The following is a 14955-nucleotide window of genomic DNA, read 5'->3' as shown; positions in this document are numbered from 1 at the left end:
ATTTAGACTGTAGAAAGGAAGATAGAATGACTGATAAAGCAGAACTTATTTCTTTTGATTTAACTGAATTAGAAAATTTTATTAATAATGAATTAGGTGAAGCTTCTTTTAGAGCAGAGCAGATATTTAACTGGATCTATAAACAGGGTGCTGTTAATTTTGAAGAAATGACTAATCTAAGTCAAGGGTTACGCAGTAGACTCCAAAGCAAGGCCTATATCCAGCAGCTTACGGAGATAACTAGGGCTAAGTCAGAGGATGGTACAGTTAAATTTCTCTTTGAACTGGAGGATAACAAAGAGATCGAGACGGTCTTTTTGCCTTATCAGGATGGCAGAAATAGTATCTGTGTTTCTACGCAGGTAGGCTGCGGAATGGGCTGTAACTTCTGTGCAACTGGACAGCAGGGATTAGAACGGAATTTAACTACTGGTGAAATTGTAAGTCAGATTCTAAAAGTGCAGCAGCTGATGGGGTCTAATGGCTATGATCCATCATTGATATCGAATGTAGTCTTTATGGGAATGGGGGAGCCGCTGGCTAATTATGATAATTTTCTGCGGGTAATTGATATTCTAAATTCTGAGAAAGCTTTGAATATATCTATGCGGAGAATAACAGTCTCTACCTGTGGTTTAGTACCCCAGATTAAGAGGCTGGCTGATAAGGAGCTGCAGTTGGTTTTGGCTATTTCACTACATGCTGCCGAAGATAAACTCCGAAGTGAGATGATGCCGATTAATAAGCGGTATCCCCTGGAAGAATTAATTGCTGCTTGTGAGTATTATTTACAGAAGACTAACCGGCGGATTACTTTTGAATATGCTTTGGTAGACGGTGTTAATAACCGGCGCCAGGATGCTGAGAAGCTGGCTCAATTATTATCAGGGCTGCTCTGTCATGTTAACTTAATTCCTGTTAATCCAGTAAAGGAGTTGGGACTTACAAGGCCTAATCGGAAAGCTATTAAGGAGTTTAAAGAGATACTGGATCGGCATAATATTCAGGCTACTGTTCGCCAGGAGAGAGGAAATGATATTGAAGCTGCCTGCGGACAGCTTAGGACTGAAAATAGTTAGTTTGAAGTTGATAAGTGGGGTGATTTAATGGAATCTGGATTCAAATCGGATTGTGGAAAGATAAGAGAACAGAATGAGGATAATTATCTACAGACTGAACAGAATGGACTTAAAATATTTGCTGTTGCTGATGGAATGGGCGGCCATAATGCCGGCGAAGTGGCTAGCTCAATAGCTATTGAGATGCTACGAGATCATAATTTTAGTTTCAATAGAGTACCTGGAGACTTAATTGAAGTTATTGAAGCTATCAATAATCAGATTAAAAATAAAGCTGAACAGAATCCTGAGTATCAGGGAATGGGAACTACCTTAACGGCGGCTGTTTTAAGTGAAAATCAAGTTTATATCGGTCATGTAGGTGACAGTCGGGCCTATCTACTGCGAAACAGAGAGTTTAAGCAGCTAACTGAGGACCACTCACTGGTAAATAGATTGGTTAAAGACGGTAAAATAACTGCTGAGGAAGCCAAAGATCATCCGCAGAGTAATGTATTATTGCAAGCTTTAGGAACTGAAAGTCAGGTAGATATAGACCTGATTGAATTAGAGGCTAAAACAGGCGACCTCTTTTTATTATGCAGTGATGGATTAAATACTATGTTGAGTGATAGAGAAGTTAAATCAATTTTACTGGAAGAGAAGAGTTTACAACAGAAGGCTGATAAACTGGTTCAGCGGGCTAAAGAATTCGGAGGGTATGATAATATAACCATTAATCTCTTTGCGGTTAGCTAAAATTATAGAGGTGACTTGAATGATTGGTGGATGTTTAAATAATCGTTACAAAATTGAAGACAGAATCGGAGCAGGCGGAATGGCGCTAGTTTATGAAGCAACAGATAAACTCTTAAACCGCAGGGTAGCAGTCAAAGTGCTGCGGCCTCAATTTGCTACTGATGAAGAGTTTATAGAGAGGTTTAAACGGGAAGCACAGGCAGTAGCTAATTTCACACATCCTAATATTGTTAATATCTTTGATATAGGTGAGGATGATGGTACTCATTATATTGTAATGGAGAATGTTCAGGGGGAGACTTTGAAGCATAGGATTCAAAAGCAGGGCAAACTTGATTCTTTATCTGCTCTAAAGATTACTAAACAGATATGTAATGCTTTAGTTACGGCCCATCGAAAACAGATTATTCACTGTGATATTAAACCTGGTAATATACTGTTAGCCTCGGAAGATGTAGTTAAATTAACTGATTTCGGTATTGCTCGGGCTGTAACTTCTTCTTCGACTCTAAAACAGACGGATACAGTGATAGGTTCAGCTGCTTATTTTTCGCCAGAACAGGCCAGAGGAGATAAGCTTGATAATCGGACTGATATCTATTCATTAGGGATTGTTCTTTATGAGATGGTAACGGGAGAGGTTCCGTTTAGAGGGGAATCTCCTGTTTCTGTGGCTTTAAAACATATTAAAGAAGAGCCTGAACCGCCGACGAAGTTTGATAATACTATTCCCGCTCAGATTGAGAATATAGTCTTAAAGGCAGTTAGTAAGAAGCCGCAGGAACGTTATGATAATGTTAAGAAGATGCTAGTTGATGTTAAAGCGGCTTTGAAAGAATTAGAGGAGTTGGAGAAGGATAATATAGATAAGTCTGCGGCAGAGACTGATAAGGAGCAGGAAGAGACTATTGTTATGTCCAAGAATGATTATCCCACAAAGCAGTTATCGAATGTAACGGATGAGGACTACAGAGAAGAAAATTATATACAGTCTAATAAAGCCTCCAGTTTCTGTCAGAAGAATCGGAGCCTCGTTATCTGGTCTTTGGTAGTGGTTTTGATTGCTGGTAGTTTAGTATTTGGTTATCATCAGGTTATTAGTTATTTCGAAGTACCTGTTGTTGAAGTACCTAATTTAGTTGAAAAAGATTTAGAAACTGCTAAACAGAGTTTGCAAAACAAGGGGCTACAGCTTGAAATTTATAACCGCAGTTATAATAATGATATTCCTGAAGAGCATATTATTTCACAATATCCTGAAGCCGGTAAAAAAGTTAAGCAGAACCGGGATATAAGTGTGGCTGTCAGCAAAGGTGCGAAATTAATTAAGGTACCTGGAGTGATGGGCAAGCAGCTTAGAGAAGCTAAAGTTTTGATTGAAGAAGAAGATTTAGAAGTAGGTGAGGTTGAATATGTCTTTAATGATGAGATTAAGAAGGGGCTGATTGTTAGCCAGACTCCCAGTTCTAATAAGGAAGTTAAGGTAGATACTGAGGTTGATTTAATAATCAGTAAAGGAAAAGAAGCTAAGCCGGTAAAGGTGCCCAATTTAGTCGGCTTGACTGAAGAGAATGCTAAAAAGAGGCTGCGTGATTTTGATTTAATTATTGGTGAAGTTAAGTATAAAAAGAGTTTAAGCTATTTTGAAGGTGAGGTTATGGACCAGGAACCGAAGTCTGGTGCTGAGGTAGTACCTAGTTTTCCTATTAATTTAGTAGTTAGTGAAGGAATCAGAAATCCCTATGGTTCTGAAGTCCATGAATTCAATATTAGAGTCAATATTAATCCCGGCGAAGAAGACCAGCGGGTTAAAATAATTGTTCGTGATGATAACGGCCGGCGAATTATCTATAATCAGGTCCATCATCCGGGCGATCTAGTTAAACAACAGATTGTCAGTGTAGGATCGACAGTAGTACAGGTGTATGTCAATGATAGATTGGTCCGTGAGCAGAGACTATAATAATTGAGGAGGGAACAATGGAAACTGGACGAATAATTAAGGCTTATGCAGGTTATTATTATGTATTGAGTTTTGAAAGAGATGTAGTTTATGAAACCAGACTGCGCGGTAGATTCCGTCAGGAGGATATCGATTTCTATGTAGGCGACAGAGTTGAATTTTCTATTATTGATGAGGATGAACAGACAGGAGTAATTGAAGAATTGCTGCCGCGTTCAACAAAGCTGGATCGGCCGGCAGTGGCTAATATAGACCAGGTTGTTTTGGTCTTTGCTAGCCAACAGCCAGAGTTGAATTATGAATTGTTGGATCGATTTCTACTTCTGGTTGAGGCTTATGGATTTGAGATATTAATCTGTATAAATAAGGTGGATTTAGTTGGACTCAATGAGGCTCAAGAAGCACTGGCTGATTATGAAGATATTGGATATAGGGTTGTTTATACTTCTGCTGAAACTGAGCATGGTTTGAATAGGTTAACAGAAGAGCTGCAGGGGAGGCTATCTGTTCTAGCCGGACCATCTGGGGTAGGAAAATCAAGCCTATTAAATAGATTAAGTCCTGAGGCTGAGATGGATGTTGGTAAAGTCAGCCAGAAGATAAAACAGGGCAGACATACCACCAGGCATGTGGAGTTAATAACTTTAGATAACGGTGGATTGGTTGTTGATACCCCCGGTTTTACCAGTCTGCGGATCGATTTCATTGCAGAGAGGGAACTGGCTTATTTCTTTCGCGAGATGAGAGAATATACCGGACAGTGTAAGTTCAATGACTGTCTCCATTCCAGTGAGCCAGAATGTAGAGTTAAGCAGGCTTTAGAAGAGGGAGAGATTCCCCAATCTAGATATGATAGTTATTTAAGCTTTTTATCAGAGATTAAAGGGGAGGATAACCAATGGTAAAGATTGCACCATCAATTTTAGCAGCTGATTTCAGTAATTTAGAAGAGGAGATAAAGCAGGTCAGTAAAGCGGAATATCTACATTTAGATGTAATGGACGGCCACTTTGTACCTAATATTACTATAGGACCGCTGGTAGTTGAGGCTATTAGTGATAAAACAGATCAACTGTTGGATGCTCATTTAATGATTGAGAATCCGGACCAGTATATCCCTGATTTTGCTGATAGCGGGGCTGAGTTAATTACAGTCCATGCTGAAGCCTGTCCCCATCTGCATCGTACAGTCCAGAATATTAAAGAGCAGGAGGTAAAGGCTGGAGTGGCTTTGAATCCGGCTACACCGCTAACAGCTTTAGACCATATTCTGCCGGAACTTGATCTTGTGTTGCTAATGACAGTCAATCCCGGTTTTGGGGGACAGAAGTTTATCGAGGATATGCTGCCTAAAATAAATAGATTACGAAAAAGAATTGAGCAGAATAATTTAGATATTGATATTCAGGTTGATGGAGGTATTAAGCCTTATAATGTAGACCGAGTAGTTGAGGCTGGGGCTAATGTAATAGTAGCCGGTTCTGCTATCTTTGGCAGTGATGATCCTGGACAAGCAGTTGTTGACCTACAAGAAAGCTGTAAATAGTTTAAATTGAAACAAGGAATTAGCTATTGGCTATAGAATATTCTAATATAGAGAATTGAATATTACTGCTTCGGGACTAGGTGGAATTCCTAACCGGCGGTATTATCTTTAGCTTGGAGTTTCAGTAGCTTGAAGATTCAGTCCGCGAGCCTATAATGGTTGATTTGGTGAGATTCCAAAACCGACAGTAAAGTCTGGAGGGGAGAAGACATCTACGGCCTTGTTAGGCCTGAATAAAATTCCCGGAGTTACTTTGGGAATTTTTTCATTTATTAATATAATATGATGCGTCACTTGAGAGTTGATATATTTCAAACGCTGCCAAAATCAGCCCTCATCAATTAGCAATAAATTATACTTGAAGCTATGGCTTAAAACTTCTACTTTATATCTTAATCCTCTTTTCTTTTGGGGCTGCTTTAAGTTGCTTTTTGAAATATATCAATAATAACTGCACAAGATTATTTATAATTCTGCAGCTTTAGCCTGGATAATGCACTACAATAAAGTGATATATTATATTAATAAAAGCAGGTTAACTGGGAAAGTATGTATTAAGTGAATGCATGATTCTAAAATAGAAATGAGGTGTTTAGATGGCGGATTATAATAGAGATATTGATTATATGAGGCTGGCTCTGGATTTGGCAGCTAAAGGACGGGGCAGAACCAGTCCTAATCCCATGGTAGGAGCAGTGATTGTTAAGGATGGCGAGATAGTAGGGCAAGGCTACCATCATGCTGCAGGTAAGCCGCATGCTGAAGTCAATGCTTTACAGGATGCAGCTGACAAAACAGAAGATGCAACAGTCTATGTTACACTAGAGCCCTGTTCTCATTACGGAAAGACTCCGCCCTGTACTAAGGCGTTAATCGGAGCGGGGGTAAGCAGAGTAGTAGCGGCAATGAAAGATCCAAATCCTAAAGTAGCCGGCCGGGGGTTACAGAAGCTGGCTGACGCAGGAATTGAAGTAGAAAGCGGTTTATTAGAAGAGGAGGCTAAAGAGTTAAATGAGGCATTTATAAAGTATATTACTACAGAACGTCCCTTTGTAATCTTAAAGAATGCTATGACTCTGGATGGCAAGATTGCAACTAAAACCGGTGACAGCAAGTGGATTAGCGGAGAAGAATCCCGCCGATATGTTCACCGACTGCGGGATGAAGTTGATGGAATTTTGGTTGGGATTGGAACGGTCCTGTCTGATAATCCGCGGTTAACTACTAGATTGCCTGAGCAGGATGGCCAGGATCCAATCCGGATAGTACTAGACAGCAGGTTAGAGATTCCGCTGGATTCCAATCTGGTTACTCAAGAATCTGAAGCCAAAACAGTAGTAGCTGCAGCTGAGACTGCTGATGAAGAAAAAGCAGCTAAACTAGAAGAGGCTGGAGTTGAGGTTATCTTTCTGCCGGACAAGCAGGGAAGGATAGATCTTGATTCCTTACTGGCTGAGTTAGGTAGAATGGAGATTATGAGTCTATTAGTAGAAGGGGGAAGCCGGATTAATACCTCTTTTTTATTTACAGAGCTGGTAGATAAGATTCTTTATTTTATTGCTCCTAAACTCATCGGGGGCAGTGAGGCTGTGCAAGCAGTTGGCGGTCAAGGGGTTGATAAAGTAGCTGATGGAATCGAACTTGGAGATTATGAACTGTCTACTATAGGCAATGATATTCTGATTGTAGGCTATCCGGACTATAAGGAGTGAAGATAATGTTTACTGGAATTGTAGAAGAGATGGGAGAAGTTAGTTCTATTAATCGCGGTAGCCAGTCGGTTGAACTGGAGATTAAGGCTGATAAGGTGCTGGAAGATGTAAAGATAGGAGACAGCATTGCTACCAGCGGCGTCTGTCTGACGGTAACTGATTTTGGTGAGGATTATTTTACTGTTGATGTAATGCCGGAAACAATGCGTAAATCAAGTCTGGCTGAATTACAGATCGGTTCTAAGGTTAATCTAGAACGGGCACTGCGGCTGCAGGATAGATTAGGCGGCCATCTAGTTTCGGGTCATATAGATGGGACAGGTAAGATTAAAAAGAAGCAGCGGGAGGATAATGCTATTTTAGTGACCGTTTCGCTGCCTTCAGATTTGAAAAGATATTTGATTCCTAAAGGATCAATTACTGTTGACGGAATCAGTTTAACTATTGCTGAACTGGAGGAAACTGAATTTATAGTTTCTCTAATTCCTCATACTGCTCAGGAGACTACCTTAGGCCAGAAGAGTATAGGAGATACTGTAAATCTCGAGGTTGATCTAATCGGTAAGTATGTAGAGAGAATGTTGAACTTTCAGATTGAGTCAGATAATAACCAGTCTAATGTGGATTTGAACTTATTACAGAAGAATGGATTTTTATAATCAATAAAGGAGTGACTAAAGAATGGATTTTGAATTCAATAAAATTGAGGCAGCAATTAAGGATATCAAAGAAGGTAAGATGGTAGTTGTAGTTGATGATGAGGATAGAGAGAATGAAGGAGATATAATTATGGCAGCAGATAAGGTTACTCCTGAAGCAATTAACTTTATGGCCATGCATGCCCGGGGATTAATCTGTCTACCGATTGTTGGGACAAGGCTGGATAAGCTGGAGCTTCCGCAGATGGTTGAGCATAATTCTGATTCTCATGAAACTGCCTTTACTGTTTCGATTGACCATCGGGATACAACTACCGGTATTTCAGCTTATGAAAGATGCCAGACAGTTCGAGAAGTGTTGAATCCGGATTCGAAGCCGGAAGACTTTACTCGTCCGGGACATATATTTCCTCTAAGGTCTAGACCAGGAGGTGTTTTACGCCGAGCTGGACATACTGAAGCAGCAGTTGATCTAGCTAGGTTAGCCGGTCTGTATCCGGCTGGAGTTATCTGTGAGGTTATGAGTGATGACGGTACTATGGCCCGGGTGCCGGAGTTAATGGAGTTTGTAGAAGAGCATCAGTTAAAGATAATAACTATCGAAGATCTGATTAAGTATCGGGTTAAGCGTGATAAACTGGTTACAAGAACTGCTGAAGTAGACATGCCGACCAAGCATGGACATTTTAAGGCTTATAGCTATGTAGAGGATAACGGCCAGAACTGCCATATAGCATTGGTCAAGGGAGATATAGAGGATAAAGAAGATGTCTTAGTGAGAGTTCATTCTGAGTGTTTGACCGGTGATGCTTTGGGTTCACTGCGCTGTGACTGTGGAGAGCAGCTGGCGAGAGCTCTAACCAAGATCGAAGAAGAAGGTGCAGGAGTACTGCTTTATATGCGGCAGGAAGGTAGAGGAATCGGTTTGAGCAATAAGCTTAAAGCCTATGAGCTGCAGGATGAAGGTAAGGATACTGTTGAGGCTAATGAAATGTTAGGTTTTGATGCTGATCTTCGCGATTATGGTATCGGGGCTCAGATTCTGACTGATTTAAATTTAAGTAGTATTAGATTGATGACTAATAATCCGCGCAAGATAGTGGGGCTGGAAGGATATGGTCTAGAGGTTACTGAGCGGGTTTCAATAGAAGTAGAACCTAATTGTAATAATGAAGAGTATTTGCGGACAAAGAAAGAAAAGTTAGGTCATATGTTGGTTGACGGTTTTAATAAATAATTAATTTATTTTAGAGAGGAGATTTTATAATGAAACAGGTATTTGAGGGCAAGTTAGTTGGGAAGGGTCTGAAGTTTGGAGTTGTAGTAGGACGGTTTAATGAATTTATTTCTAATAAGTTATTATCAGGGGCTATGGATGCTTTGAAGAGACATGATGTAGCTGAAGAGGATGTAGAGGTTGCCTGGGTACCGGGTGGGTTTGAGATTCCGTTGATTGCAAAGAAAATGGCTAAAAGCGGAAAGTATGATGCTGTTATCTGTCTGGGAGCTGTTATTAGAGGTGATACGCCGCATTTTGAGTATGTCTGTAATGAGGTTTCTAAAGGAATAGGCAAGGTAGGTTTACAAGAGGAGATTCCGGTAATGTTTGGTGTAATTACCACTGATACTATTGAACAGGCTATTGAAAGAGCCGGTACTAAAGCTGGAAATAAAGGTTGGGAAGCAGCAGTCAGTGCTCTGGAGATGGCTAACTTAATTACAGAAATTGAAAAGTAAGACTCTTGTCTAATTTCAGACAGAAAAGCGGACTCCAGTTGAATGGAGTCCGCTTTAAAGTTATAATATATTAAGTGAATATACTATTTGTAACGAAATTAAATTTTTAGGAGGAATCAAATTAAATTGGGAAATGAATTCAACAGACCTGTCTGGGTTGAGGTAAATCTGGAGAATATCAGATTTAATTTGAAGCAGATTAGAGCTAGGGTTTCGGCTGATACTCTGGTGATGGCTGTTGTTAAAGCAGATGCGTACGGCCATGGAGCAGTTCCGGTAGCTAGGGCTGCTGTTGAAGCAGGGGCAGATAGATTAGCTGTTGGGCTGCCTGAAGAAGGGGTCCAACTGCGTAATGCTGGATTCGAAGTGCCGATTCAGATATTAGGAGAAGTGCTTCCTGAACAGATTCCTCTATTAGCTAAGTATGGATTAATTCCTACAGTTTCTAAACTGGAGACTGCTGTTGAATTAGAAAGGATTAATGCCCAATTAGAGAGCAGACAGAAGATCCATCTTAAAGTTGATACCGGAATGGGCAGACTGGGAGTTAAGCCGGATGAGGTAGTTGGGTTTGCCCAGAAGCTGAGTAGTTTCCCCCATCTAGAACTGGAAGGTCTGCTGACTCATTTTGCTACTGCTGATGAAGCGGATAAGGAGTATACTAGACAGCAGTGGCAGAAGTTCAATTATGCTATTGAATGTTTAGAAGCTGCTGGAATTAGAATTCCGGTTAAGCATTGTGCTAATAGTGCTGCCATTATTGACCTGCCGGAGATGGAATTGGATCTTGTTAGAGCAGGGATTATGCTCTATGGTCTGCGGCCGTCGGATGAAGTGGGCGACAGCCTCCAGTTAAAGTCGGTTTTAAACTGGAAAGCACGGATAGTCTATCTCAAGGAGGTGGATAAAGGCTGCGGTATTAGTTATGGTGCAACCTATACTACTGCTGATAAGGCTGAGATTGCCACTATTCCCCTAGGATATGCAGATGGTTACTTTAGAGCATTGAGTAATAAAGGGGATGTCTTAATTAACGGTCGACGGGCGCCGATTCGGGGCAGAGTCTGTATGGATCAGTTTATGGTGGATGTAACGGAGATACCGGGGGTTAGTGTTGGTGACGAAGTTATATTGATCGGTAAGCAGGATGATAAAGAGGTAACTGCTATGGAGCTGGCTGATTTAGTCGGTACAATTAATTATGAGATTATTTCTAAGATTACTAAGCGGGTGCCTAGAATTTATGTAAATTAGTATTTGCTTCTCCCTCCTAAATCAATTAATTTCAGCATATAATTTAATAGTAATTATTTTTATCATGGAGGGGGTATTATGGTTGATTCTCCTCAGCGGAATAATGAGTTTCGGATTGGGGATATCGTAATTAAGGCATCGGAGACTAAGCAGGTTTATTTTGAAGTTACTGATATAACAGAGGATTATATTAAGATTGAAGCCCTTGAGATGCCGCTGTCAACTTATGTAACTTCTAAAGAGATTGTGAAAATAAGATAAAAAGAATCGGTTAAAAGCAGGAAATAATGATTATAATCTAGAAATTAGAGTCGTGTTGTATAATATAGATAGCTAAAGATAGCAAGGGAGGCTGTATTTAATTATGTCAGTAGATGAAGAAGCTTTAAAGCTTCACCGAGAACATAAAGGAAAGTTGAGTATAGAAAGTAAGGTTCCAGTAGAGAATAAAGATCAGCTCAGTCTGGCTTATACGCCGGGGGTTGCTGCTCCCTGTAGCAAGATTGAGGAAGATGATAGGTTAGCTGATGAATATACTGCCCGGGGTAACTTAGTAGCAGTAGTTACTGATGGAAGTGCAGTATTAGGGCTGGGAGATATAGGCCCGAAGGCAGCGATGCCGGTAATGGAGGGGAAAGCAGTATTATTTAAGGAATTTGCGGGAGTGGATGCTTTTCCACTCTGTCTGGATACTCAGGAGACTGATGAGATAATTGAGACAGTTAAGAGGTTGGCACCTACCTTTGGCGGTATCAATCTTGAGGATATTGCTGCGCCGGCCTGTATGGAGATTGAGGCTAGATTAAAGGAAGAGCTTGATATACCTGTCTTTCATGATGATCAGCATGGTACCGCTATTGTGGTTCTGGCGGGGTTGATTAATGCTTTAAGATATGTAGATAAAGAGTTGGAGGAAGCAGTTGTAGTTGTCAATGGAGCCGGTTCAGCGGGGATTGCTATTGCTAAATTATTATTGAGTGTCGGTGTTAAGGATGTAATCTTAGCTGATATTTTTGGAATTCTGCATCCTGACCAGGAAGAGATGAATGAGATTCAGTCAGAGATGGCTGAAATGACTAATCAAAAGAATTTAACCGGTGATCTAACTGAGGCTATGAAAGGAGCTGATGTCTTTATAGGAGTTTCGGCGCCGGAGATTGTAACTGAAGATATGGTGGCTTCTATGGCTGAGGATCCTATTGTCTTTGCTATGGCTAATCCGGTACCGGAGATTAGGCCTAAGGCAGCCAGAAGAGCAGGGGCTAAGGTAGTAGGAACTGGTCGTTCGGATTATGCTAATCAGATCAATAATGTTCTAGCCTTCCCTGGTATCTTTCGGGGAGCTTTGGATGTCAGAGCGGCTGATATTAATGAAGAGATGAAGATAGCAGCTGCTTATGCTATAGCAGATTTGATTTTTAAAGAGGAGCTTAAGGCGGATTATGTTATTCCTGATCCGTTTAATAAACAGGTAGTGCCAGAGGTTGCAACTGCAGTGGCTAAAGCTGCTGTAGAGAGTGGAGTAGCAAGGCAGGAAATATAATTTGTAGATAAAAATTAAGGCCTAGATAATTAATTATCTAGGCCTGCTGTATATTTAAGTAGAATTAGTATGCTCTTTCTACTTTACCTGCTTTAAGACATTTAGTGCAGACGTGGATACGTTTAGGACTGCCGTCAACCATTGCCTTTACCTTCTGGAGGTTAGGCTTTTGAGTCCGCTTGGCGCGTTGAGTTACGTTGCGTCCAACTCCACCTTCTTTTTTTGCTTTACCTCGTCTAGTAACAGCATTTGCCTTATTTGAACCTTTTCCACATATTTCACAATGTTTAGCCATATTTGAACACCTCCCTAACAAAGCGGATATTTGATTGGAATTGACAAACTTACTTAATTATTTTATCATAAGATAAGACTAAATGACAAGACTAAATTCTTATTTATTAGATGGCGGAGGAATTTAGCTAGGTTTGTTGAATATTTAATGTAGGTAGGGGGAGATAGTGATGAAGATAAAAAAGGATATGTATGTTTTAGATGTTTTAAAAGAGTATCCTGAGGTTAAAAAGGTTTTATCGGATTATGGCCTAAGCTGTAGTGGCTGTCTGGGGGTTGATTCGGCCCAGATTGAGGAGATAGCTTTTAACCATGAAATAGATTTAGAAAGTCTGTTAGCTGATTTAAATAAAGCAGTAGAAAAAATGGAGGAGAAGGAGGAATAAATTATGCAGCAGGAACTTGAAAATGAATTAGGAAAGATTACAATTTCTAAAGAGGTTATTTCAATTATTGCTGGGATGGCGGCTGTTGAATGTTATGGTCTAGTGGGGATGGCTACACAGCGAGTTAAGGACGGTCTGAACGAATTACTAGGAAGGGAGAATCTCCGCAAAGGAGTAGAGGTTGTAGTTGGTGAAGGAACAGTCAGTATCGATTTATATATAATAGTAGAATACGGCGTCAATATTTCTGAAGTGGCCAATAATATAATTGATAAGGTAAAGTATACGCTAGAAGAGTTAGCAGGTGTTGAGGTGAGTGAGATTAATATTAATGTGCAAGGAGTGAGAGTAGGTGAGGTCGAAGAATAAGGTGAAGCAGTCTAATACAAAAGGAAAATTATATACTTTAAATGCAGTACAGTTAAAGGAGGCATTAAAGTTTTCTGTAGACTACTTTGCTGATTTTAAAGAGGAGATAGATAGATTAAATGTTTTTCCGGTTCCGGATGGTGATACGGGAACAAATATGTATTTGACGCTGTCGAAGGCTGTAGATGAAATTGAAGGGCTTACAACAGAGTCAGTTTCTGAACTACTGGAATCCTTTGCTGCTGGAGCATTAATGGGAGCTAGAGGAAATTCAGGCGTTATCTTTTCTCAGCTTCTGCGTGGTTTTTCGGAAGAGATTAAGGCTGAAGATGGGCTCGGGATAGCTGAAATAGCCAGCGGTTTAGATAATGCAGCTGCAGTTGCTTATCAAGGAGTTATGAAACCGACTGAAGGTACAATTTTAACTGTAGCCAGAGAAGTTGGGGAGACTGCTCTTTCCTTAGCTGAAGAAAAAAAGGAAGTGGATGAATTCTTGCAGGCGGTAGTTAAGCAGGCTGAATCTACTGTAGAAAAGACTCCTCAGCTGCTGTCTCCACTAAAGGAGGCTGGGGTTGTTGATGCCGGCGGTAGAGGCTATGAAATTTTTTTGGAAGGTATCTATAAGTACTTTGCTGCAGATGATATAACTCATAGTAAGCCGGCTGAGGATGATATTGCTAGTGATTCTAAAGCTGAATCCAAACAGCTTCCGAGTCTGGAGTATAAGTACTGTACTGAATTTATAATTAAGGAGCCTGAACTTAACAGCAAGGAATTGAGGGGTAGAATAGAAGAGTATGGAGCTTCGCTGCTGGTTGTGGAGGGGAATGGTTTTATTAAGGTACATATACATTCCAATAATCCTGGTTTGGTGCTGGAAGCAGGCCTAGAGGCGGGAAGCTTGACAGGAATTAAAATTGATAATATGGAAGAAGAACAGCATGAGAATAGAGTAGTTGCCAAAGAGTCAGAAGAAGCAGTTAAAGAAGAGAAGAAAGATAGAATCGGTGTTATAGCTGTGGCTGCTGGCGAAGGAATTATAGATCTTTTTGACAGCTTAGGAGTTGATTTAGTAATTGAAGGCGGCCAGTCGATGAATCCCAGTACTGAGGATCTACTGGAGGCAATTAGAGAGGTCAAGGCTGATAAAGTAATCATCCTACCTAATAATAAGAATGTTATTTCGGCGGCTAAACAGGTAGTAGAGGTTGCTGATAAGGAAATAGAAGTAGTTACAACTAAGTCTATGCCCGAGGGGATTGCAGCCATGATGATGTTTAGCCCGGCAGGCCGGTTGACAGAGATTAAAGAGATGATGGAGGAGGAAGCCGGTGAAGTTAAGACAGGAGAAGTTACCTATGCTGTCTGTGATTCTGACCTCAATGATCTGAATATTGCAGAAGGGGATATATTAGGCTTAGTAGAAGGTAATATTGAGGTTGTAACTAAAGATAGAATTGAAGCGGCTACAGAAATAGTGGATAAATTGATTGAGCTAGAGGATTATTTAGTTACTATCTATGTTGGAGATGAGGTTGAGGAGAAGGAAGTGAAGAGATTGGAAGAGAGATTAGAGGATGAAGTTATGGAATTGGATTTAGAAATCTGTAACGGAGGACAACCTCTTTACTACTATCTAATAGCTGTAGAATAATTATTAAAGTGAAGGTAGGAG

The 14955-nt window shown here is 40.4% G+C and carries 16 protein-coding genes and 1 riboswitch; of the genes, 15 read left to right on the top strand and 1 reads right to left on the bottom strand.

The window, feature by feature from the left end; translation table 11 throughout:
• The first annotated feature begins 26 nt into the window (after nt 1–26).
• The 12 genes from rlmN (at nt 27) to acear_RS07370 (ending at nt 12231) form a co-directional block, all read left to right on the top strand.
• Nucleotides 27–1079 (top strand): dual-specificity RNA methyltransferase RlmN, encoded by a 1053-nt coding sequence (rlmN, locus tag acear_RS07425; RefSeq protein WP_013278391.1) that lies wholly within the window; start codon nt 27–29, stop codon nt 1077–1079.
• A gap of 27 nt (nt 1080–1106) precedes the next feature.
• Nucleotides 1107–1817, top strand: coding sequence for a Stp1/IreP family PP2C-type Ser/Thr phosphatase (locus acear_RS07420; protein ID WP_013278390.1), 711 nt, complete (start codon nt 1107–1109; stop codon nt 1815–1817).
• Nucleotides 1818–1836: 19 nt separating this feature from the next.
• The gene (pknB, locus tag acear_RS07415) at nt 1837–3780 is read left to right on the top strand and encodes a Stk1 family PASTA domain-containing Ser/Thr kinase (RefSeq protein ID WP_013278389.1); all 1944 of its coding nucleotides are present in this window, start codon (nt 1837–1839) and stop codon (nt 3778–3780) included.
• Nucleotides 3781–3797: 17 nt separating this feature from the next.
• A complete protein-coding gene (gene rsgA, locus acear_RS07410; protein WP_013278388.1) occupies nt 3798–4685 on the top strand; it encodes a ribosome small subunit-dependent GTPase A in 888 nt (295 codons plus the stop codon).
• Entirely contained in the window at nt 4679–5326 is a 648-nt protein-coding gene (rpe, locus tag acear_RS07405) for a ribulose-phosphate 3-epimerase (protein ID WP_013278387.1), read from the top strand. Before rsgA ends, rpe begins: the two co-directional genes overlap by 7 nt.
• Nucleotides 5327–5388: 62 nt before the next feature.
• Nucleotides 5389–5540: riboswitch (FMN riboswitch) on the top strand.
• A gap of 382 nt (nt 5541–5922) precedes the next feature.
• Entirely contained in the window at nt 5923–7038 is a 1116-nt protein-coding gene (gene ribD, locus acear_RS07400) for a bifunctional diaminohydroxyphosphoribosylaminopyrimidine deaminase/5-amino-6-(5-phosphoribosylamino)uracil reductase RibD (protein ID WP_013278386.1), read from the top strand.
• Nucleotides 7039–7043: 5 nt separating this feature from the next.
• Nucleotides 7044–7697 carry a riboflavin synthase gene (locus tag acear_RS07395; RefSeq protein WP_013278385.1) on the top strand — a complete coding sequence of 218 codons (654 nt, stop codon included), beginning with the start codon at nt 7044–7046 and terminating at the stop codon, nt 7695–7697.
• Nucleotides 7698–7719: 22 nt separating this feature from the next.
• Nucleotides 7720–8934 carry a bifunctional 3,4-dihydroxy-2-butanone-4-phosphate synthase/GTP cyclohydrolase II gene (locus tag acear_RS07390; protein ID WP_013278384.1) on the top strand — a complete coding sequence of 405 codons (1215 nt, stop codon included), beginning with the start codon at nt 7720–7722 and terminating at the stop codon, nt 8932–8934.
• A 29-nt stretch (nt 8935–8963) separates the two neighbouring features.
• Nucleotides 8964–9434 carry a 6,7-dimethyl-8-ribityllumazine synthase gene (gene ribH, locus acear_RS07385; protein ID WP_013278383.1) on the top strand — a complete coding sequence of 157 codons (471 nt, stop codon included), beginning with the start codon at nt 8964–8966 and terminating at the stop codon, nt 9432–9434.
• Between the two features lie 126 nt (nt 9435–9560).
• Nucleotides 9561–10688 carry an alanine racemase gene (gene alr, locus acear_RS07380; protein ID WP_013278382.1) on the top strand — a complete coding sequence of 376 codons (1128 nt, stop codon included), beginning with the start codon at nt 9561–9563 and terminating at the stop codon, nt 10686–10688.
• A 78-nt stretch (nt 10689–10766) separates the two neighbouring features.
• On the top strand, nt 10767–10949 hold the full coding sequence (locus tag acear_RS07375) for a hypothetical protein (RefSeq protein WP_013278381.1): 183 nt from the start codon (nt 10767–10769) through the stop codon (nt 10947–10949).
• A gap of 103 nt (nt 10950–11052) precedes the next feature.
• The gene (locus acear_RS07370; protein WP_013278380.1) at nt 11053–12231 is read left to right on the top strand and encodes an NAD(P)-dependent malic enzyme; all 1179 of its coding nucleotides are present in this window, start codon (nt 11053–11055) and stop codon (nt 12229–12231) included.
• A gap of 64 nt (nt 12232–12295) precedes the next feature.
• Here acear_RS07370 and rpmB read toward each other — a convergent pair whose 3' ends face one another.
• A complete protein-coding gene (rpmB, locus tag acear_RS07365; protein WP_013278379.1) occupies nt 12296–12526 on the bottom strand; it encodes a 50S ribosomal protein L28 in 231 nt (76 codons plus the stop codon).
• Nucleotides 12527–12695: 169 nt separating this feature from the next.
• Here rpmB and acear_RS07360 point away from each other — a divergent pair, with 169 nt between their 5' ends.
• Genes acear_RS07360 through acear_RS07350 form a run of 3 tightly spaced genes read left to right on the top strand, consistent with a single transcriptional unit; the run spans nt 12696 to nt 14934 of the window.
• Nucleotides 12696–12911: a DUF1858 domain-containing protein gene (locus acear_RS07360; protein WP_013278378.1), complete on the top strand. Its 216-nt coding sequence runs from the start codon at nt 12696–12698 to the stop codon at nt 12909–12911.
• 3 nt (nt 12912–12914) lie between these two features.
• Entirely contained in the window at nt 12915–13280 is a 366-nt protein-coding gene (locus acear_RS07355) for an Asp23/Gls24 family envelope stress response protein (RefSeq protein WP_013278377.1), read from the top strand.
• On the top strand, nt 13264–14934 hold the full coding sequence (locus acear_RS07350) for a DAK2 domain-containing protein (RefSeq protein ID WP_013278376.1): 1671 nt from the start codon (nt 13264–13266) through the stop codon (nt 14932–14934). Before acear_RS07355 ends, acear_RS07350 begins: the two co-directional genes overlap by 17 nt.
• Nucleotides 14935–14955: the final 21 nt, after the last annotated feature.

It is taken from the genome of Acetohalobium arabaticum DSM 5501, assembly GCF_000144695.1.
Classification (GTDB): Bacteria; Bacillota; Halanaerobiia; order Halobacteroidales; family Acetohalobiaceae; genus Acetohalobium; species Acetohalobium arabaticum.
This window is presented reverse-complemented; position numbering and strand designations above follow the sequence as displayed.

Excerpts from the sequence above, each read along its gene's own strand:
- acear_RS07355 (WP_013278377.1), top strand. The coding sequence starts at position 12,915 with ATGCAGCAGGAACTTGAAAATGAATTAGGAAAGATTACAATTTCTAAA.
- acear_RS07360 (WP_013278378.1), top strand. The coding sequence starts at position 12,696 with ATGAAGATAAAAAAGGATATGTATGTTTTAGATGTTTTAAAAGAGTAT.
- acear_RS07420 (WP_013278390.1), top strand. The coding sequence starts at position 1,107 with ATGGAATCTGGATTCAAATCGGATTGTGGAAAGATAAGAGAACAGAAT.
- rpe (WP_013278387.1), top strand. The coding sequence starts at position 4,679 with ATGGTAAAGATTGCACCATCAATTTTAGCAGCTGATTTCAGTAATTTA.
- pknB (WP_013278389.1), top strand. The coding sequence starts at position 1,837 with ATGATTGGTGGATGTTTAAATAATCGTTACAAAATTGAAGACAGAATC.
- acear_RS07370 (WP_013278380.1), top strand. The coding sequence starts at position 11,053 with ATGTCAGTAGATGAAGAAGCTTTAAAGCTTCACCGAGAACATAAAGGA.
- rsgA (WP_013278388.1), top strand. The coding sequence starts at position 3,798 with ATGGAAACTGGACGAATAATTAAGGCTTATGCAGGTTATTATTATGTA.
- ribH (WP_013278383.1), top strand. The coding sequence starts at position 8,964 with ATGAAACAGGTATTTGAGGGCAAGTTAGTTGGGAAGGGTCTGAAGTTT.
- rpmB (WP_013278379.1), bottom strand. The coding sequence starts at position 12,526 with ATGGCTAAACATTGTGAAATATGTGGAAAAGGTTCAAATAAGGCAAAT.
- acear_RS07375 (WP_013278381.1), top strand. The coding sequence starts at position 10,767 with ATGGTTGATTCTCCTCAGCGGAATAATGAGTTTCGGATTGGGGATATC.
- ribD (WP_013278386.1), top strand. The coding sequence starts at position 5,923 with ATGGCGGATTATAATAGAGATATTGATTATATGAGGCTGGCTCTGGAT.
- rlmN (WP_013278391.1), top strand. The coding sequence starts at position 27 with ATGACTGATAAAGCAGAACTTATTTCTTTTGATTTAACTGAATTAGAA.
- acear_RS07395 (WP_013278385.1), top strand. The coding sequence starts at position 7,044 with ATGTTTACTGGAATTGTAGAAGAGATGGGAGAAGTTAGTTCTATTAAT.
- acear_RS07390 (WP_013278384.1), top strand. The coding sequence starts at position 7,720 with ATGGATTTTGAATTCAATAAAATTGAGGCAGCAATTAAGGATATCAAA.